General features: G+C 33.1%; 16 protein-coding genes. 3 read left to right on the forward strand and 13 right to left on the reverse strand.

Features of this window, described 5'->3' with window-relative positions:
* Positions 1 to 46 precede the first annotated feature (46 nt).
* Complete coding sequence (mgtE, locus tag ACIQ11_RS00830) at positions 47 to 1,399, forward strand: magnesium transporter (RefSeq protein WP_396151910.1); 1,353 nt, start codon at positions 47 to 49, stop codon at positions 1,397 to 1,399.
* A 190-nt stretch (positions 1,400 to 1,589) separates the two neighbouring features.
* Here the strand turns inward: mgtE and ACIQ11_RS00835 are convergent, their stop codons facing one another.
* The 8 genes from ACIQ11_RS00835 to ACIQ11_RS00870 are packed head-to-tail and all read right to left on the reverse strand — an operon-like array spanning position 1,590 to position 13,138.
* Complete coding sequence (locus ACIQ11_RS00835) at positions 1,590 to 3,356, reverse strand: cbb3-type cytochrome c oxidase subunit I (RefSeq protein ID WP_396151912.1); 1,767 nt, start codon at positions 3,354 to 3,356, stop codon at positions 1,590 to 1,592.
* 29 nt (positions 3,357 to 3,385) lie between these two features.
* A complete protein-coding gene (locus ACIQ11_RS00840; RefSeq protein WP_396151914.1) occupies positions 3,386 to 4,546 on the reverse strand; it encodes a cytochrome c oxidase subunit II in 1,161 nt (386 codons plus the stop codon).
* A 23-nt stretch (positions 4,547 to 4,569) separates the two neighbouring features.
* Positions 4,570 to 6,117 carry a quinol:cytochrome C oxidoreductase gene (locus ACIQ11_RS00845; RefSeq protein WP_396151916.1) on the reverse strand — a complete coding sequence of 516 codons (1,548 nt, stop codon included), beginning with the start codon at positions 6,115 to 6,117 and terminating at the stop codon, positions 4,570 to 4,572.
* Positions 6,118 to 6,143: 26 nt separating this feature from the next.
* On the reverse strand, positions 6,144 to 6,704 hold the full coding sequence (locus tag ACIQ11_RS00850; RefSeq protein ID WP_396151918.1) for a c-type cytochrome: 561 nt from the start codon (positions 6,702 to 6,704) through the stop codon (positions 6,144 to 6,146).
* Between the two features lie 5 nt (positions 6,705 to 6,709).
* Positions 6,710 to 7,234: a DUF3341 domain-containing protein gene (locus ACIQ11_RS00855; RefSeq protein ID WP_396151920.1), complete on the reverse strand. Its 525-nt coding sequence runs from the start codon at positions 7,232 to 7,234 to the stop codon at positions 6,710 to 6,712.
* 11 nt (positions 7,235 to 7,245) lie between these two features.
* On the reverse strand, positions 7,246 to 8,685 hold the full coding sequence (nrfD, locus tag ACIQ11_RS00860) for an NrfD/PsrC family molybdoenzyme membrane anchor subunit (RefSeq protein WP_396151955.1): 1,440 nt from the start codon (positions 8,683 to 8,685) through the stop codon (positions 7,246 to 7,248).
* A gap of 24 nt (positions 8,686 to 8,709) precedes the next feature.
* On the reverse strand, positions 8,710 to 11,775 hold the full coding sequence (locus ACIQ11_RS00865; RefSeq protein WP_396151922.1) for a TAT-variant-translocated molybdopterin oxidoreductase: 3,066 nt from the start codon (positions 11,773 to 11,775) through the stop codon (positions 8,710 to 8,712).
* 31 nt (positions 11,776 to 11,806) lie between these two features.
* Positions 11,807 to 13,138, reverse strand: coding sequence for a cytochrome c3 family protein (locus tag ACIQ11_RS00870; protein ID WP_396151924.1), 1,332 nt, complete (start codon positions 13,136 to 13,138; stop codon positions 11,807 to 11,809).
* A 328-nt stretch (positions 13,139 to 13,466) separates the two neighbouring features.
* Here ACIQ11_RS00870 and ACIQ11_RS00875 point away from each other — a divergent pair, with 328 nt between their 5' ends.
* Together ACIQ11_RS00875 and ACIQ11_RS00880 are read left to right on the forward strand one after the other, a co-directional pair.
* Positions 13,467 to 13,739: an SPOR domain-containing protein gene (locus ACIQ11_RS00875; RefSeq protein WP_396151926.1), complete on the forward strand. Its 273-nt coding sequence runs from the start codon at positions 13,467 to 13,469 to the stop codon at positions 13,737 to 13,739.
* Between the two features lie 51 nt (positions 13,740 to 13,790).
* Positions 13,791 to 15,989, forward strand: coding sequence for a TonB-dependent receptor plug domain-containing protein (locus tag ACIQ11_RS00880; protein WP_396151928.1), 2,199 nt, complete (start codon positions 13,791 to 13,793; stop codon positions 15,987 to 15,989).
* A gap of 71 nt (positions 15,990 to 16,060) precedes the next feature.
* On the opposite strand, the gene ACIQ11_RS00885 is transcribed toward ACIQ11_RS00880, so the two are convergent.
* The 5 genes from ACIQ11_RS00885 to ACIQ11_RS00905 all read right to left on the reverse strand — a co-directional run bounded on the left by ACIQ11_RS00885 (position 16,061) and on the right by ACIQ11_RS00905 (position 21,436).
* The gene (locus ACIQ11_RS00885) at positions 16,061 to 16,807 is read right to left on the reverse strand and encodes an Asp/Glu racemase (protein ID WP_396151930.1); all 747 of its coding nucleotides are present in this window, start codon (positions 16,805 to 16,807) and stop codon (positions 16,061 to 16,063) included.
* 105 nt (positions 16,808 to 16,912) lie between these two features.
* Complete coding sequence (locus tag ACIQ11_RS00890; protein WP_396151932.1) at positions 16,913 to 17,821, reverse strand: fumarylacetoacetate hydrolase family protein; 909 nt, start codon at positions 17,819 to 17,821, stop codon at positions 16,913 to 16,915.
* Positions 17,822 to 18,058: 237 nt separating this feature from the next.
* Positions 18,059 to 19,234, reverse strand: a complete 1,176-nt coding sequence (locus tag ACIQ11_RS00895) for a retropepsin-like aspartic protease (protein WP_396151934.1) — start codon at positions 19,232 to 19,234, stop codon at positions 18,059 to 18,061.
* 13 nt (positions 19,235 to 19,247) lie between these two features.
* The gene (locus tag ACIQ11_RS00900) at positions 19,248 to 20,369 is read right to left on the reverse strand and encodes a cupin domain-containing protein (protein WP_396151936.1); all 1,122 of its coding nucleotides are present in this window, start codon (positions 20,367 to 20,369) and stop codon (positions 19,248 to 19,250) included.
* A gap of 86 nt (positions 20,370 to 20,455) precedes the next feature.
* Entirely contained in the window at positions 20,456 to 21,436 is a 981-nt protein-coding gene (locus tag ACIQ11_RS00905; protein WP_396151938.1) for a carbon-nitrogen hydrolase family protein, read from the reverse strand.
* Positions 21,437 to 21,471: the final 35 nt, after the last annotated feature.

Genomic DNA, 21,471 nt, shown 5'->3' on the forward strand with positions numbered 1-21,471 from the left:
TTATCTGTAGAAGAATTTATTTCTTTAACACAAAAAATAGCGGCAGATGGAATTTAAAATCAGTAAAGAACTTATCACGCAAATTGAAAATTTAATTCAGCAAAATAACATTGTTGAGTTGGAAACTATTTTGCACGAAATTCACTTTGCTGATATTGCTGAAATTATGAATGATTTGGATACGTCCGAAGCCATTTATATTTTCAATTTATTAGATTCAGAAATTACTGCAGAAATTCTTCTTGAACTTGATGAAGAAGTTCGTGAAACTATTTTAAGCACCTTATCTGCAAAAGAAATTGCCGAAGAACTTGATGAATTAGACACAGATGATGCGGCAGATATTATTGCCGAGTTACCTCAATCTAAAAAAGCACAAGTAATTTCGGAGCTTGAAGATGTGGAACACGCCAAAGATATTGTTGACCTTTTACGATATGACGAAAATACCGCAGGTGGTATTATGGCGAAAGAATTAGTAAAAGTTAACGAAAACTGGAACGTATTAACTTGCGTGAAAGAAATGCGTCATCAGGCAGAAAATGTTACCAGAGTACATTCTATTTATGTGGTAGATGATGAAGATCGACTGAAAGGTCGTTTGTCGTTAAAAGATTTATTGACCACTTCTACCAAAACACAAATTAGCGATATTTACATCAAAAAAGTAGATTACGTTAGAGTGGAAACTAAAGACGTAGAAGTAGCCCGAATTATGCAGAAATACGACTTGGAAGCCATTCCTGTTGTAGATGAATTAGGCAGATTAGTAGGTCGCGTTACAATTGACGATATTATTGATATTATAAAAGAAGAAGCTGATAAAGATTACCAGTTAGCTGCCGGTATCTCGCAAGACGTTGAGGCAGATGATAGTATTTTGGAATTAACCAAAGCGCGCTTACCTTGGTTGGTTTTAGCTTTATTTGGTGGCTTTATTTCCGTAAAAGTATTAGGTATTTTTGAACCTATGATGGAAAGTCACAGAATGTTGCTGTTTTTTACGCCACTTATTGCTGCTATGGCGGGTAATGTTGGAGTGCAATCGAGTGCTATTGTGGTGCAAGGTTTGGCAAACAACTCCATTACAGGAAGTTTATGGAACCGATTATTAAAAGAATTATCATTAAGTTTATTAAACGGAAGTATTTTAGCTGGGATTTTAATTCTTGGTAGTCATTTTCTACTTGGCTACGAATTTATAATTGGTATAACCGTTTCTATTGCACTATTGAGTGTAATTGTAATCGCCTCATTAATTGGAACATTTATTCCGATAGTTTTAGATAAATATGGTGTGGATCCTGCTTTAGCTACCGGACCTTTTATTACCACCAGTAATGACATTATAGGTATTATTATTTATTTTACTATCGCTAAATTGGTGTTGGGAATATAATTTATTTTGAGAATATAATATAACCCAGCGCTTAGCTGGGTTTTTTGTTTGTATAGTTTATTGGATGAATTGTAAATCCAATAAAAAGTGATGTGGGTTAAACTTTTCAATAGATATCTAAATAGATTATACAATTAAAATAGTATTCACAAAAAAAGCCCTAATTTTCATTAGGACTTTTTTTTATATTTTAGTGATGTAATTCTACTTCACCTTCTTTCATTGGTACGTTTTGCGGTACAAAATCTTCATCATGACCTGGTTTACTGTAGTCATATGGCCAACGGTGTACAGCTGGAATTTCTCCAGGCCAGTTACCATGCATATGCTCTACTGGTGCAGTCCATTCTAAAGTATTTGAACGCCATGGATTCATTGGTGCTTTTTTACCTTTGAAAATACTATAGAAGAAGTTCCAGAAGAAAACCAATTGGAACGCTGCTCCAACTAAAGCAAAAACAGTAATTAATACGTTTGTGTCTGCTAACTCGTCAAATAATGGAAAGTTAGAATTGGTGTAGTATCTTCTTGGTAAACCTGCCATTCCAATAAAGTGCATTGGGAAGAAAACCCCGTAAGCACAAACTGCAGTTACCCAAAAGTGAATATATCCTTGTGTTTTGTTCATCATTCTTCCGAACATTCTTGGGAACCAGTGGTACACCCCAGCAAAGAATCCGTATAATGCTGAAATACCCATTACTAAGTGGAAATGCGCAACAACGAAATATGTATCATGCACATTAATATCCAAAGTACTATCTCCTAAAATGATTCCTGTTAAACCTCCAGTAATGAAAGTAGAAACCAAACCAATTGAGAATAACATACCTGGGTTTAATTGTAAATTACCTTTCCATAATGTAGTGATATAGTTAAATGCTTTTACAGCAGAAGGAATTGCAATTAATAAGGTTGTGAATGTAAATACCGAACCTAAGAATGGATTCATTCCTGAGATAAACATGTGGTGACCCCAAACAATTGTAGATAAGAATGCAATTGCGATAATAGATGCAATCATCGCTCGGTATCCAAAAATTGGTTTTCTTGAGTTCGTTGCGATAACTTCAGAAGTAATTCCTAAAGCTGGTAATAATACAATATAAACTTCAGGGTGACCTAAGAACCAAAATAAGTGTTCGAATAAAACGGGTGAACCTCCTTGGTAATGTAATACTTCCCCTTTAATAAATATATCTGATAAGTAGAATGACGTTCCAAAACTTCTATCGAAAATTAACAATAAAGCTGCAGAAAACAATACTGGGAAAGAAATTACACCAATAATTGCAGTTACAAAAAATGCCCAAACTGTAAGTGGCAATCTTGTCATTGTCATACCTTCTGTTCTTAAATTAATAACAGTTACGATATAATTTAATGAACCCATTAATGATGAAGCAATGAAAATAGCCATTGAAACTAACCATAAAGTCATACCCATTCCAGAGCCCGGTATCGCTTCTTCAATTGCAGAAAGAGGTGGATAAATTGTCCAACCCGCAGATGCAGGACCCGATTCAACAAATAATGAGCCAATCATAATCACACATGAGATAAAGAACATCCAAAAAGACAACATATTCATGAAGCCTGAAGCCATATCTCGAGCACCAATTTGCAAAGGAATTAATAAGTTACTAAACGTACCTGATAAACCAGCTGTTAATACAAAGAACACCATAATAGTACCATGTATAGTTACTAAAGCCAAATAAATATCATTTCTCATAACTCCACCTGGAGCCATTTTTTCTCCCAAGAAAACTTTAAAGATTTCAAAAGATTCTTCTGGCCAAGCTATTTGCATTCTGAAAAACAAAGATAAAACTACCCCTATAATTCCCATCAACAAACCAGAAATTAAGTATTGCTTAGCAATCATTTTATGATCAATACTAAAAATATATTTAGTAATGAAAGTATCTTTATGATGACCGTGATCGTGTGACATAATAATTATATTATTTTTTGAATCTTAATTTATTTTTTTACTACAACTTGTGCTAATGTTTTTGTAGAATCTACTACTACTTTTGCATCAGCAGGATTAGCTGCAGGATCTTCTTTAGGAGCATTTGCTTCTTTAACTGCAACAGAAATTGTTTTTTGTTCTTTTAACCATTTTTTGTAATCTGCTTCTGATTCTACAATAATTTTTAATTGCATATTGTAATGAGAAGCCCCACAAATTTTATTACATAATAATAAATAGTCAAAAGTATATGGTTCTAAGGCTGGTTTTCCTTCAGCAACTAATGCTTCTGATTTTTTAGCTCTAATTTTATTAATACCGTCAACTTTTTTCATCATCATAGCTGTTCCACGCATTTCTGCAGTAGTTAAAGTAGGAACGAAAGCAAATTCGGTAACCATGCCTGGAACACAGTTCATTTGCGCTCTAAAGTGAGGCATATAAGCTGAGTGTAATACATCTTGAGAACGCATTCTGAAATGAATTTTCTTACCAACAGGTAAATGAATTTCAGCTACTACTTTGTCATCTTGTGAAGCTGGATCAGACATATCAACACCAAGTGTATTTACATCTTTAATATAACGTACATTTGCTTTTCCTAACGTATTGTCATCACCTGCATAACGAGCTTCCCAAGCAAATTGTTTCGCGTAAAGCTCCACATTGATTACTTCTTCATCTTCGTTTACAAACATAATTTGATTCCAAGTATATAATCCGTAAAGGATTAGAACGGCTAAAACAATAACTGGAATAATTGTCCAAACAGCTTCTAATTTATTATTATCAGCAAAATACAATGCTTTTTGACCTTCTTTTCCTCTGTATTTAAAAGCAAAATAATGCAATAAAAACTGAGTTAATGTTTGTACAAAAAAGATAATTGCCATTGAAATATTCATCAAATTATCAACATCTTGTCCGTGTAATGATGCTGGCGTATCTAATACGAAACTACCCCATTTAACAAATGAATAAATTGTAAAAATGTATATAAATGCCACAAATGCAAACATTAAATATCCATTTATATTGTTGTCTTTATCAGTAGCTATTGCAGAATCATCTTTTGCAGTACCAATTTGTGTTAGACTAAATATTTTAGATAATTGCCATGCTGCAACACCTAATAAAACTATGATTAAAAGTATCAATAAACCGTTCATTTGTTTATTTCGTTAATTAATTATTAATAATGAAAATGTTTGCTTTCTTCTATATATGGATTTCCTTCAGAAGCTAATGGTGCTTTTGTTAATGCCGTGAAGACAACAAAAATAAATAATCCTGCGAAGAAAAGTACCGAACTAATTTCTGATACCCCAATAAACCATTGATCACCAACGGTTGCAGGCATAATCATATTGAAGAAATCAACATAATGACCTGCTAATATTACGATACCAGCCATTACAACTACCCATTGAAGGCGTTTAAAGTCGGCATTCATTAATATTAATAATGGGAATACGAAATTCATAACTACCATTCCAAAGAAAGGTAAATTATAGTTTTCTATACGAGTTACAAAATAAGTAACTTCTTCAGGAATATTAGAATACCACATTAACATGAATTGAGAAAACCATAAGTAGGTCCAGAATACACTGATACCAAACATAAATTTAGCTAAATCATGTAAATGCGATTTATTAACTTCTGGTAATAAACCTTTATTTTTCAAATAAATAGTTGTTAAAGTAATCATAGTGATACCACTTACAAAGAAACTTGCAAAAACATACCATCCAAATAATGTACTATACCAGTGAGGATCTACGGACATAATCCAATCCCAAGACATCATAGATTCAGAAATAATGAAGAATACTAAAAACATAGCCGCTGCATTATAATTTTTTCTAAAGAAAGACATGTCTTTTGTTTCATCTAATTTGATTGAATTTTTACGAGATACATATCTAAATAAATTCCAACCAATTAAGTAAATTGATGCTCTTATTAAGAAAAAAGGCACATTTAAGAAACCTGATTTACCAGCAATAATATGATCATAATTCGGACTATTTGGATCCGAAACACCATCAGACATCCAAGTAAACATATGATTGAAGTGGAAACCAGCTAAAGCTAACAATATAAAAAAGATAATTGAACCTGGTAAAACATAAGCAGTAATTCCTTCCATTACTCTAAACAACATTGGTGACCAACCTGCTTGTGCTACCCATTGGATGGCATAAAAAGCTAAGGCACCAACAGCAATTAACATGAAGAATATACACGCTACATATAATGCAGACCATGGTTTATTTTGTAATTGATGTTTTACATGTGCTACATGCTCTTGGTGTTCCGCTTCGTGGTCTACAATTTCTTTATGAAACTTACTTACGTAAATATCACTTTTAGAATTTGTTACAACTGGAGCAATAGCTACAACTGTAGAGTCGTGAGCTGAATGTGCAGCAGAATCAACAGCTACATGGGCTACTTCGTGACTTACAGTATCAGCACTTTCAACTTTATGAGTTGAAGCTTCGTGAGAAGAATGTGCTTCTGCGTTAGTATGTTCCTCGTGTGAAGCATCAGAATGAGTTGCTTCGGTATGTGTATCGTGGTGTGCACCACCATGATGAGCTTCTTGCTCTTTTAAGATTGCTTCAACGTCTTCATCAGTTTTAGGTGCCGACCAGAAACCGTAACCGATTCCTAAAATACCCAAAACCATTAAGGCGAATGAAAAGCTTTTTAATCTACTAGAAAACTGGTACATATTTTTATTTTTTCTAAAAAGTAATACTATTTTAATTCTGCTTTAAGTTTCATAACATAATCAGCTACTTGCCATCTTTCTTCTTTTGACAATTGATTTGCATGAGAACCCATTGAGTTCAAACCATAAGTAACCACGTGAAATATGCTACCTGAAGAAATTACTCTATCCTTATAACTAGGAACCCCTAGGAATTTTTCTCTCTTTACTAAATTTCCTTTTCCATCGCCACCTTCACCGTGACAAATAGCACAATAAATTGTAAATAATTCTTTTCCTTTTTCTGCATCAATTTGATCAGCAGTTAATGGAGAAACATTGTTTTTTGAAGCAATATATCCTTCTGGAGTATTAGGAATTTCATAAGGGACAAAACCTTGTTTGATTGTTCCAGTAGGTGGAATTTGACTTACTTTTCCTTTTTCACCTGTAGGTGAATTGAAAACGTCAGATTCTCCATATGTTTCATAAGAAATTGGTTCGTACATGTTTGGAAAAAGCTGATAATTAGGTGCAGATTTATCAAAACAAGATGTCATTAGCAAAGATGCTCCAACTAATGTCAATATATTTAAAATACTTTTCATACCTATTAATGCTTATCAATTACTTTTACTTCTACTGCTCCAGTGTTTTTGAAGAAAGAAACCAATTCTTCTTCGTTATCATAAACGCCAACTTCCATTAAAAAGTGATCGTCAGTTGTTCTTACATCTGGATTTTCTGCTTTTTTAAATGGCCATAATTTACTTCTCATATAAAAAGTGATAACCATTAAGTGAGCTGCAAAAAATACGGTTCCTTCAAATAATACAGGTACAAATGCAGGCATATTTTGAATGAATTCAAAAGATGGCTTTCCACCAATATCTTGAGGCCAATCTTTTATCATTATAAATCTTAATAAATTAAAATATATAAATAAACCTGTTATACCATATAGAAATGCACAAATTGCAAGTCGTGTTGCTGGTAAACCCATCGCCTTATCAAGTCCGTGAACTGGAAATGGCGTATAAACTTCTTCAATATGATAGTGTGCCGCTTTAGTTTTATGAACTGCAGCTAACAAAATATCATCGTCGTTATATATAGCGTGTACTACTTTATTACTCATAATTCTTTATATTAATGATGATCGTGTCCTTCGTGAGCATCATGTCCGTGGTTGTCATGATGTGGTTTACTATCTCCTCTTTCTCTTTTGAAATTATCTCCAGATGATTTTAAGATTGTTTTTACCTCTGCTTGAGCAATTACTGGGAAACTTCTTGAATATAATAAGAATAATACGAAGAAGAATCCAATAGTTCCAATAAATATACCTGCATCAACAAATGTAGGTTGGAACATCGTCCAAGATGATGGTAAATAATCTCTGTGTAATGAAGTTACGATAATTACGAAACGTTCAAACCACATACCAATGTTTACCACAATAGAAATAATGAAAGAAAACGCAATACTTGTTCTTAATTTTTTGAACCACATAAATTGTGGAGAGAATACGTTACAAGTCATCATTAACCAATATGACCACCAGTAAGGTCCGGTTGCTCTATTAAGGAAAGCATATTGTTCATATTCTACTCCTGAATACCAAGCTACAAATAATTCTGTGATATAAGCACATCCTACGATTGAACCTGTAATCATAATAATGATATTCATTAATTCAATGTGTTGTACGGTAATATAATCTTCTAAACCAGAAACTTTACGCATTACAATTAATAATGTATTTACCATAGCAAACCCAGAGAAAACTGCACCCGCCACGAAATATGGAGGTAGAATTGTAGTATGCCAACCAGGAATAACTGATGTAGCAAAGTCAAAAGATACAATAGTGTGAACAGAAAGTACAAGAGGCGTTGCTAAACCAGCCAATACTAAAGATACTTCTTCAAAACGTTGCCAGTCTTTTGCTCTTCCACTCCATCCAAAAGAAAGGATAGAATAAACTCTTTTATTAAATGGTGTGATTGCTCTATCTCTAAGCATTGCGAAATCTGGTAGTAAACCAGTCCACCAGAAAACTAATGATACTGATAAATACGTTGAAATTGCGAATACGTCCCATAATAATGGTGAGTTAAAATTCACCCATAATGATCCGAATTGATTTGGAATTGGTAATACCCAATATGCTAACCATGGACGACCCATGTGAATAATTGGAAACAAACCAGCTTGAATTACAGAGAAAATAGTCATTGCTTCTGCTGAACGGTTAATCGCCATTCTCCATTTTTGACGGAATAATAAAAGAACTGCAGAAATAAGTGTTCCTGCGTGACCAATACCTACCCACCAAACGAAGTTGGTAATATCCCAAGCCCATCCAATTGTTTTATTTAAACCCCAAGTACCGATACCTGTTGTGATTGTGTATACCATACAACCAAGTCCCCAAAGGAACGCAGCTAATGCTATTGAAAATACTGTCCACCATAATTTGTTAGCTCTTCCTTCAACTGGGCGAGCTACATCTACGGTTATATCGTGATAAGATTTATCACCAATAACCAAAGGTTTTCTAATGGGTGCTTCGTAATGAGACATAATCCTTTATATTGTTTCTATTAATAATTATTTATCGTTTCTTACCTTAACATGATACATCACGTTTGGTTTTGTTCCAATGCTTTCTAATAAATGATACATTCTGTCGTCTTCTATAAGTTGCGCAACATCTGATTCTTTATTATTAACATCTCCAAAAATCATAGCTCCTGAAGTACAAGCAGCAGAACAAGCCGTTTGGAAATCGTCTTTACCAACTTCTTTACCTTCTTTCTTAGCTTTTAATATAGTAGCTTGAGTCATTTGGATACACATAGAACATTTTTCCATAACCCCACGAGAACGTACATTTACATCTGGATTTAACACCATACGACCTAAATCATCATTCATGTGGTAATCAAATTCATCATTCTTATTATATAAGAACCAGTTGAAACGACGTACTTTATATGGACAGTTATTAGCACAGTAACGCGTTCCAACACATCTGTTGTATGCCATATGATTTTGACCTTGACGAGAGTGCGATGTAGCTGCAACTGGACAAACCGTTTCACAAGGAGCGTGGTTACAGTGCTGACACATTACAGGTTGGAAAACAACTTGTGGATTAGCAGAAGGATCTTCTAATTCTTGGAAAGTTGAAATAGTACCTGTTAAACCTTCAGAACTGTTTTTAGTAGTAATATCTCCTGCGAACGTTTCTTCAGATGAATAATATCTGTCGATTCTTAACCAATGCATATCACGACTTCTTCTTATTTCAGTTTTTCCAACTACTGGTACATTATTTTCAGCGTGACATGCGATAACACATGCTCCACAACCTGTACAAGCATTTAAATCGATAGATAAGTTAAAATGATGACCTGTAGTTCTGTCAAAAGAAGCCCATAAATCTACTGATGTAGCAGCAACTTCTTTGTGATCTAATGAAACCACTGGTGTTGGATTATAAATTTCTTTATTACCCGCTTCATTCGCTTTATTGAATATAGATAAAGTAGTATCTTTTACGATATCCCCTCTACCCATTAAAGTTCTTTGTAATTGTACGCAAGCAAATTCATGCTCACCTTCTGTTAAAGTAACCGTAGCTGTTTGATTTGCATTACCGTTTGCATATAGCGTATATGCGTTAACACCAGTTTGCATTTCGTCTTTTAAAGCTTCTTTTCTACCGTAACCAAAAGCTAAACCAATTGTTCCAGCAGCTTGACCTGGTTGAATAATTACTGGTACATTTTCTAAAGTAGCATTTCCAACTTTAATTGAAACATAACTTCCGTTTAAACCTCCGTTTGCTACATTAAAGTTTTCTAATTTATATTTTTCAGCATCTGCTTTAGATATAGTTACATAATTATCCCAAGACACTCTTGTAATTGGGTCTGGGAATTCTTGTAACCAAGGGTTATTGGCTTGTTGCCCGTCTCCCATTCCAACTTTACTATATAAAACTAAGTCTAAACCATTTGATTTTGCACCTGAAAGTTTTGTAGCTGAAGCTCCAAAATTACCTGCTTGAGCAGATACATTTCCAGCAGCAGTTACAACAAAACCATCGTGAACTGCTTGATTCCAAGATTTACCACCTAAATTAGTTGGAGCAAAACCTTTTAAGAAATCATAATATGGTGTAGCATTATCATTCCAAGCTAATAACGCTTCTTGAAATTGTTTCGTATTGAATAATGGACGAATTGTTGGCTGAGCAATACTATAGTTTGAACGTGTTATTGCAACATCATTCCAAGATTCTAAATAATGACTTGCTGCAGCAGCGATTGAAGTTTTAGTAGCCGTTTCATCTTCTTTTGTAGAAAATGCTACAGATAATTTTACTTTTGCTAAACCTGCAACAAATTCTTTTGAGTTGGCTAAAGTATATACTGGATTTACGCCACTCATAATTAATGTGTGCACTTTTCCAGCATTCATATCCGCTACTAATTGAGCAACTGCTTTTGCATCACCTTTTCTGGTTAACTTAGCATCAGAAGGATTAAAAGCTTCAGATTTTAAAGCTAAATTGATACCCAACACTAAATATTGTGCATCAAAATCATCTAAACCTGTAACCACTACTCCTTTTGAACCAGCAGCTTTTAATTGTTGTGCCGCTTTTTCAACTTCTTTATCTAAAGCACCAACACTAGCAACAGAAACATTTGAACCTGTAACAGCATTATATAATTTTACTAAAGCTAATTTTTGATTAGCAATAGTTAAAGGAATTCTTTTATCTGCATTAGCACCAGCTAATGACATATTTGCTTCAATTTGAATATGTTTAGACATTTTTCCGTTTTTCGGAATACGTCCTTTTGCATAACCTGTATCAAAACCACCACCTTGCCAATCTCCTAAGATATCAGCACCAACAGAAACTATTGTATCAGCTGCAGCAAAATTATAATTTGCTAAACCTCTGAAACCATAAACCGCTTGAAAAGCATCTAAAGCATTAGAATCAGAAATTGCATCATATATAATGTGTTTAACATTCGTATATTTAGTTGCTAAATCTGAAATTAATTTATCTGTTGAAGGACTTGCTGTTGTGTTTGTTAAAACTACAACTTGACCGCCTTTGGCTTTAGCGTCAACTAAACTAGCTTTTACCTTTGCATTTACTTCATTCCAAGATGCCTCTTTTTTATCAATTTTAGGATTTTTTAATCTTAAATTATCATATAAAGACAAAACGGAAGCATGAACTCTTGCGTTTGCTCCTGTTACAGCTCCTTCAGTTGTATTGTTTTCAACTTTAATAGGACGACCTTCACGAGTTTTAATTAAAATATTCGCAAAATCATACCCATCCGCTATAGTTGTAGCATAATAATCAGCTACACCAGGGATAATTTCTTCTGGTTGAACCACATAAGGAATTGACTTAATTACCGGCCCTTCACAAGCTGCTAATGATGCTGCGGCTGTACTGAAACCAACGTACTTTAAAAAGTCACGACGTGAAGTAGATGAATTAGAAAGATTTTCTTTATCACCTAAAAACGCATCAACAGGAATTTGCTCTACAAATTCGTTGCTTTGTAACGCCTCAACAATAGAACTATTTTCATTTAGTTCTTCAACACTTTTCCAGTATTTTTTGTTTGATGCCATTGTATATAGATATTAACTTCTTATATTATTATTAATAGTGACATTTACCACATTCTAAACCACCCATTTGAGCAGCTGTCAACTTAGAAACACCTAATTTTTTAGATAATTGTTCGTGGATTTTTTTGTAATAACCATTGTCTTCAACTTTCACATTTGTCTCTCTGTGACAGTTAATACACCATCCCATAGTTAATGGTTGATCTTGTTTCATTACTTCAAATGATTCAACTTTACCGTGACATTTTTGACATTCAATACCACCAACAGTTACGTGTTGTGCGTGATTAAAATATACGAAATCTGGTAAATTATGAATTCTTACCCATTTTACAGGTTTTGTTTTTCCTGTGTATTTTTGAGTTGCTTTATCCCATCCAACTGCATCATACAATTTTTGAATTTCACCTGTGTAAAATTCTTTAGTATATTCTACATAAGTTGAATCTTTAGAACCTTGGAATTCAGCAATGTTTTTATGGCAATTCATACATACATTTAATGAAGGAATACCCGCATTTTTAGAAACTCTTGCAGATGAGTGACAGTATTTACAATCAATACCATTTTCACCAGCGTGAATTTTATGTGAATAATGAATAGGTTGAATTGGCTCATATCCTTGATCTACTCCAATTTGCATAAAATAAGCATACATATAGTAAGCAGAAATTAAAAGGAATAATATAGCCGTTACCACCATTAAAAACTGATTTTTAACAAATGCTTTCCAAAAAGGCAATCCTTTTGGTGCTTCTGCAACTTCAAGGCCTTTAGACTCTATTACATTTTTCAATAATCGTTTAACAGTAACCAACATAAATACCAAAATACCTAACACAAATGCTAAAACACCTAATATTAAGTTATTTGATACACCGCCTTCTGATTTTTCAGCAGTTCCACCTGTTGCTGTTTTTGGAGTTTCCGCTGCCGGAGCCACTTCCATAGTGTATGCTATAATGTTATCAATGTCGCCATTAGATAATTGAGGAAAAGCCGTCATATTTGCTTTCGCATATTCTTCGTACACTTTTACCGCTTTAGCATCACCAGACTTAATAAGGTCTGAACTATTTTTAATCCATTTGTACAACCATTCTTTGTCATACTTATCGCCAACACCTCTCAATGCAGGACCAGTCATTTTTGCATCTAATTTGTGACAAGCGGCACAATTAGTGTTAAACAATTCTTTTCCTTTTACCGGATCACCTGAACCAGTTGCTGGTGCCGCTGCGGTTGCAACAGGCGCAGCAGCTGCAACAGCTTCTTGCGCTGAAACACCTACTGCAAAAAATGCAGAAAGTGCTAAAGAAAAGATAGTTTTTGAAAACGATTTAGGGTTACCCAACTTTTTCATATTAAAAATTAATTATCAAACTTATTTTTTGGTATGGTTTTAGCTAATGCTTCATCATACTTTTTTAAAAACTTGGACAAAAATACAACATTAGAATAATTATAAAAACCCTAAATTTATCTTAAAATGTAATTTATTTTAATTCTAAATAAGATAAAGGGCATTTATTTAATTCTAAGTAATAAATTTGCATTAAATATCATTCATTATGAAGACTTTAAAAAAAATAAACGTATTTTCAATCTTAATTATCACATTTTTGTTCTCGCAAAATATTTTTTCACAAACTACGAAAACGATTATTGAACAAGATGAAAAAATCGAAAAATTGCTTCAAGAAAAAAGAAAAAACAATTCGGGCATTACTATAAATGACAAGTTTAAGATTCAAATATTTTTTGGGAACATTGAAGAATCAAAAAAAATATTGCTTGCCTTTAAAAAAGAATTTATTTTACTAGACGGAACCATTATTTTTAGTAATCCATCTTATAAAGTTTGGGTAGGTAGCTTTAAAAGTAAAATTGAAGCTGAAAAGTCTTTAATTAACATAAAGAAGAAATATCCAAGCGCCGTAATAATCGAACCTAATAAAAAATAACGACAATCATATGGCATAATTTTTGATGCGTTATTTTTAAATAAATTTAACATGTTAAAAAACTACGCATTTTTTTTCTTTTTTATCCTATTAAATTCACAATTATCTTTTAGTCAAGATGTTACAGATACCATCAAGACTCAAAACATTGAAGAAATAAAAATCAATTCTAAGAAAATTACAATTGATAAAAATCAAACACCTTCACAAATTGAAATCTTTTCAAAAGAAAAAATAGAATTTCAAAACTTTCAAAGCACGGCCGATATGTTGGCAAACTCTGGTGCTTTATTTGTTCAAAAATCGCAACAAGGCGGTGGAAGTCCAGTGATTAGAGGATTTGAATCCAGTCGGATTTTACTTTTAGTTGATGGTGTACGTATGAATAATCTAATTTTTAGATCGGGTCATTTACAAAATGTGATTACAGTTGATGAAAATTTCTTAGAAACAGCTTTAGTTCAATACGGACCTACCTCATCCCTATATGGAAGTGACGCTCTTGGAGGTTCGGTAAATATGATTACGAAAAACGCAAAGTTAATTGATGGTTTTACTGGAAATTTTAATACACGATATTCTTCTGTAAACGAAGAAAAATCAGGTTATTTTGACATTAATTATGGAAGCAAGAATTTTGCGTTTTTAACCGCTTTTTCATACAATGATTTTGGTGATTTGAAAATGGGAAAATCTAAAAATCATAACGGTGATTTCTTTGGAGAAAGAACAAAATATGTTGAAACCATAAATGGAGTGGATATTTTAACCCAAAATAACAACAAATATGTACAAATTGGAAGTGCTTTTAAACAGTACAACTTTATGCAAAAATTAATTTATACATCAAAAAGTGGTTATACTCATAATGCTAATTTTCAATATTCAACCTCTTCAAACATCAATAGATACGACCGATTAACAGATCCTTCAGGTACCGGTTTAAAAAGCGCCGAATGGTACTACGGACCACAAAAAAGACTTTTAGGAGTGTACAGTTTAGAAAAAGAAAATGTGTTTGCAAATACAGATTTTAAATTAGATGCGGGTTATCAAAATGTGGAAGAAAGTAGAATGAATAGAAATTTTGGAAATTACAACTTGCAAAACAGAATAGAAAATGTGAATATATATTCATTAGCCGCCAATTTTGAAACCAAATTAAAAAGAGGAAATTTATATTATGGTATTGAAAATTATTATGATGATTTAAAATCGACCGCCTTTAAAAACAATATTAAAACTGGTGTAATCGCACCTTTAGACACAAGATATCCGAATGGAAAAAACAATATGATGCGAAATGATATCTATATTTCATACACATCCAAAAGATATGTGGCTACTAATTTTTCTATGGGTGCAAGAATTGGATACGCTTCACTTAATAGCACAATAGCTGATAATTCAATAATGCCGTTACCTTTTAATGAAATTAAACAGCAAAATTTTACCTATAGCGGTAACATTGGTTTAGTTCATAACGCTTCGGAAAATTTTATCCTTAAAACCAATGTAAGCTCTGGTTTCAGAGTGCCGAATATTGATGATTTAGCAAAAATATTTGAATCTGGTGCTGGGACTTTAATAGTTCCAAATAAAGATTTGAAACCAGAACAAACTATTACTGGAGATTTTGGATTTGTTTTAAAATCTAAATCGAACAAACATCAATTTGATGCTACCTATTTTTACACGCAATTATACGATGCCATTGTTACAGATAAATTTACTTTTAATAATCAAAACACCTACGATTTTGGTGGCGGTGATGTAAGAAACGTAATTGCCAATCAAAATTTAGGAAAAGCATTTGTAACTGGAGTGAACGGAAATATAAAAACAACTTTGGCTAAAAACGTGCAATTCAATGGTTCTTATAATGTTACTATAGGAAGAGTTACTACTGATGGAAACAAAAGACCTTTAGATCATATTCCGCCTTATTTTGGAAAATTAGGCATTAATTACACGCCTAAATGGGCCACTTTTGAAGCATATATGCTTTTTAACGGAAAAAAACACTTAAGTGATTATTCTACAAGTGGTGAAGACAACTTAAATTATGCTCCAGCAAATGGAATGCCAGCTTGGGAGACGTATAATTTTAAAGCAGCAACAAAATCAATAGAAGGATTCACTTTATTTACAGGTGTAGAAAACTTATTAGATACGCAGTATAGAAATTTTGCTTCTGGAATTAACGCAGGTGGAAGAAATATATATGGTGGTGCAAAATATAGTTTTTAAACATCCTATATAAAAAACAAAATGCGTTCTGATTCATATTCCGAAAGCATTTTTTTATGATCTTGATTCAATTAATATTTTCCACTCAATAATTCTCCACCAATAGCGGATTTAGCTTCGATTCCTATTTTCTTCATCATTTCATAAGTGGTACAAACAGCTGCAGAAGTAACTGGGATACCACATTCTGCTTGAATTAAATCTATTGCTTCTAGCGATGGCATTTGTACACAAGCTGAAGCAACTAAAACATCTACATCTGTCAAATCTAATTGTTTGTAGATTTCCAATAAATTCATTGGATTTTGAGCCGCTACTTCTAAATTATCCGGAATTTCTAAAGCAATACTTTGTTTTACTTTGATGCCTTGATTTTCGATATAATCCACCACCATATCCGTTAATGGTCGCATATATGGCGTAATAATTGAAATTTGTTTCGCACCCAAAACCTTTAATCCGTTAATTAATGCACCTGCAGAAGTTACAATTGGCGTTGGAAAATCATTAGCAATTGTTTCTTGGTGCAAATTTACTTCCGAAACGCAATGATAACCGCGACCCATACTCATAATCGCTACCAAACAGGCATAACCCATCACATCAACGTGAGCATCTGACAATTCTTGCGCACATTTTAAACTCATCGCATCCATTGCTTCCAATTCTTCTTTGGTTACTTTTTTCATACGCATTCTACTGCTGTGAAACGTAAAACGTTCAGGTAAAATGGTTTCACGTGAGCGAAAAATGGCTGGTATTTCGGTTTCCATCGTTATATTTGATGATGGAACTATTTGTCCTATTCTGTATTTCATATTATTATTTGTTTTGTTTCGCAGAGATTCGCAAAGTTTTACAAAGATTCACAAAAAATTTTGTGTTACTCTGTGCTTTTCTCTGTGGAACTCTGAGTAATAACTTTATATCTCTTTTACGGTATTTACAATTGTTCCAATGCCTTCCACTGTAGCTTCTACCACATCTCCATTATGCATCCATTCTTGTGGATCACGACCTGCGCCAACGCCTGCTGGAGTTCCTGTTGCTATGATGTCGCCAGCTTCTAAGGTGAAAACAATACTTAAATCTTCAATCAAATCATTAATGTTAAACAACATAAATTTTGTGTTGGAATTTTGTTTTTCAACGCCATTTACTTTTAACGATAAATTCAAGTTGTGCGGGTTTTCAATTTCGTCTTTTGTAACTAAATAAGGACCCATTGGTGCAAAGGTATCTTGTCCTTTAGATACAATCCATTGTCCTTCTCTACGGCAATCGCGCGCTGAAATATCATTTATGACAGTGTAACCAAAAACATAATCCATTGCGTCTTTTTTAGCTACATATTTTCCTTTTTTAGCAATCACAACCGCCAATTCACATTCCCAATCCAATTGCGACGTCAATTTTGTGTTTTTGATAATTTCCGTATTCGTAGCCGTTACAGTTGTAGGTGGCTTTGAGAAAATAATTGGTTTTGTTGGCAATTTTCCAGTTGTATCTAATCCACGTGCACTTTCTGCCACGTGTTCGGTGTAATTTAATCCAATTCCAATGATATTTTTTCTGGGTTTTTCGATAGGCGCTAAAATCGTAACTTCGTTCATTTCATAAGCAATTTCTTCGAAGAAATTTTCTGGTGTTTCCGAAATTAATTCGCTTATTTCAGCAATAATTTCAAATCCCATATCAATTAAATCCAACATATCGTTAGGCAATGGAAAATTAGAAATTTCTCCAAAATCTTCCATATCAATGACTTGATTGTTATGAATGAAGCCCAAACGAGGTGCTGTGTCTTGTGTTTTGTAGGTAAGTAGTTTCATATTTTTTTATGTTTCAAAGTTGCTAAGTTACAAAGTAGCAAAGTTTTTTATTGATTTTTGTGATTATTATAGATATTTATTGAAATAATTAATGACCACCATACAATACTAATATATCCTAAAAATATTGCAAAATCTTCTTTTTGTTGTATTAGATAAATACTAATAATAAAAAATATAATTGTAACAATATTAATTGAATTATAAAATAATTTTAAAAGTTTCATTTGTAAATTTTTAATTTTCAATAGTAATTTCGCTGATTTGACCTTCTTTATTTTTTATTTTTAAGATATAACTATCTTTATTTTTCCATTCTTTTTTAAGTCTTAAAAAATCACAAAGAGAAATATTAGCAATATCCATTTTATCAACACTTATCACTTCATCGCCAGTATTCATTAATGTTTTTAGCTTTTCATCCCAAACTAATCCTACAACTACTTTATCATTTTGGACTGAAGTATAAAACTTTGGTGTTTTTTCTTTTACATCAATAGTTTTGGTAGATTCGAAATAGAATTTTTTATTAAAAAAATCTAAAGTTACATCTCCATATTTTAGAATATCTAATCCAATTCTTGAGTTATCATCTGAGGTTGTTGAAACCATTATATTATTTATGATCTGTTGGTTTAAGTTAGCGTTTTCAATTTCAAGCAATTTTTGTTCATTGCTATTACCTGTTCCAAAAAGTCCCGAATCTCCAATACCTGTAGCAGAATATAATGCCTCAAAAATTTTGCTTTTTTCAAAAATCGTGTATGCTCTTTTTGACATATCATAAAGACCATCCATACCCGTATCCACAAGAACCATATCTGAAGCTTTTTCATTATTTTTACCTACAAATTTTAATTCTACATAGGGTGATTTTTGATTCCCTACTAATTTCATCTTGACTGGTTTTTTATCAATATTTAATGATTTTATTTTATTTGTGATAATTATAGTTTTATTAGCGCCATTTATCTTAATAATTGAATTTCGTAATAAATTACTACCAATAAAACCATCAATTTTATAACAACTAAGTAAATTATGTTCTTCAAAATTATAAATTAAACCCGCTTGATTTTCAAAAATAAGGTTACCAATTTTTACTTGAGGAACCACAGCGAATTTCATTTTTTGATCTTGATTGTTTGCATCATTTACATTTATAGAATCACCTTCTGTAATATTTAATTCTTTCAATAATTCTGGAGAGAATAAATTAGGCGCTCCAGTATCTAACAAAAATCGATATGTTTTGTTATTTATAGTAACAGGAAGTATTATTTTTCCTATTTCTGTTTGATATGGAATAACTTCATAATATTCTTTAAGGTTTATGGTGCCTTGGTTAAAATTAATTTGACCAAAAATTAAAGAATTTATTAATAGAAGAATTAAGACTAGTATATGTTTCATATTTCTATTCTATTTATTTTAATTTTAAGGTTATTTGATGTCCATTATTTTCTTCCAATTCTCTTGATTGAAAAAGCCCTAAACTTTCAATTACAGGTAAATCGTTGAATTGAAATAGGCAAGCATCTTCGGTTTCAGATAAATTGTGGTGTTCGTGCCAAGCCCAACTCGGTACACAAAAAATATCTCTTTCTTTCCAATCAAAACGTTGTCCGTTGATGATGGAAAAACCTTTTCCTTTCGCACATTGATACACAAACGAACCTGTATGCTTGTGTGCTTTTCCTTTGAAACCCGCTGGTAATAATTGCATCGCGGCTCCCATAGTTTGCATCACGTGTCCGCCGGTTAACGGATTAGAATATTGCATAAAAATACCATCAAACGGATTAACATCGTTCACTTTTTGGGATTCTAATAAAGCAGGATATACGTTTTTCCAAGAATATTTGAATAAAGGGGAATATGGTTTATCCCACGTTTTGTCAGCAGGAATTAATCCGGCACAGCCATACGTTATTGGTGAATAATTCAACGGTTTTACTAAAGGCTGTTTTCCATCATAAACAGCATAATCATTGGCTTCCAGTGCATTTACTAAAGGAATATCCAAACCATCTTGCCAAATGCAGGTTTTTCCGCCCTCTTCCACGCCGTGTTCGTGCCAAGTGGAATTAGGTGTAATAACAAAATCATTCACTTCAAGCATAATTTTATTACCATCCACAACGGTATAGCCTTTTTCGCCTTCCATAATAAATCGCAATGCCGATGCTTTATGACGGTGCGCCGAAGTGCTTTCGCCTGGACGCGTAACTTGAATTCCAGTGTACAACCAACCCACGGCTGCCGAAACGTCTTTACGTTTGTCGTTTACTAAATAAACCACACGACGACCTGCTTGTTCTGGCGTTACTAATTCGGATGATTTTAAAACTAAATCACGTAAATCATCATATTTCCAAAGCATTGGAACAGACGACGAACGCGGTTCCCAAGGTTCGATGTCATTAGCTACTGTCCATAAAGCGCCTGCACCTAAAGCTTCCAATTCTTTGTAATAGGCTACTAATTCTGGTGAATCTTGTACTCTTGCACGACCGATTTGGTCATCTGAAAAGTTTTTTTCTTCCATTTTTTTATTTTTCTGCCACTGATTAAAGGATTAAAAGGATTTTACATATGCTTTATCCGTGAAAATCTTATAATCCGTGGCTATTATTATCTCTTGTTAAAGTCTTCGTGATTATCAATAAATGTAATATTTCGTGTGGGAGCGGTATTTACTCTCAAATCGAAAATATCAAATCGGTTATAATGTCCTAAAATATCGTGCATTTGTTTTGGTTGGATGCACTTTTCTAAGTCAATTTCGGCATATACTATTCCTTCTTCATCAATTAAAGGGGTACCGATTACAGCTCCGTTAGGACCAATAAATCCAGAAAATGCGGAACTTTTTCTATCTAATAATTCATCTACATTTGGCACATCGGCACGTAAGGCATCTTTTATTTCTTGAGAAATAGTGGAACACGAAACAATCGTAAATAATTTCCCTTCAAAAGAATGCGCAGCGGCACGAATTTTAATCGCTTCAGCCATATCATAATCTGGTGGAGCAACTGGCAATGAAATATAGTTGGCAATGTGAATCAATTCGCCTTGCGAAAGTAGCGTGAAACGGGCTAATGTATTGGTGTTTTCGCCACACGCCAAAGTTCCGATAGGACCTATTTCGGTATCATATACTTTTAATGACGATCCATCGCCTGACGTCCACGTCAGTTTTTCTGCCCAAGTTGGCACTAATTTTCTATGTTTACCGATGATAACGCCTTTATTATCAATAATTAAATTGGTATTGTAAATTTCGCCATAGCTTGAACCTCTTTCGTTGATTCCCATTACAATATGAATATCGTTTTCTTTTGCAGCCAAACACAATTTCTTGATTTCAGGTCCAGAAATATCCACCGAATTTTTATATAATTCTTCGTACCATTTGCTTCCTTGAACAGGCGTCATAATCCAATTCCAATAGGGATATCCTGAAATAAATACTTCGGGAAAAGCAATAAGTTTTGCTTGGTTTGAGGCCGCTTCTTTAATAAAAGAAATCGCTTTATCCACAGTTTTTTCTACGTTTAGAAACACAGGTGAGGTTTGAACAGTAGCGGCTTTGAATTTTTTGAATTCCATAGTTATTTAATTACGAATTGAAAATTACGAATTAC

The sequence above is a fragment of the Flavobacterium sp. genome, from assembly GCF_044361065.1.
GTDB lineage: Bacteria > Bacteroidota > Bacteroidia > Flavobacteriales > Flavobacteriaceae > Flavobacterium.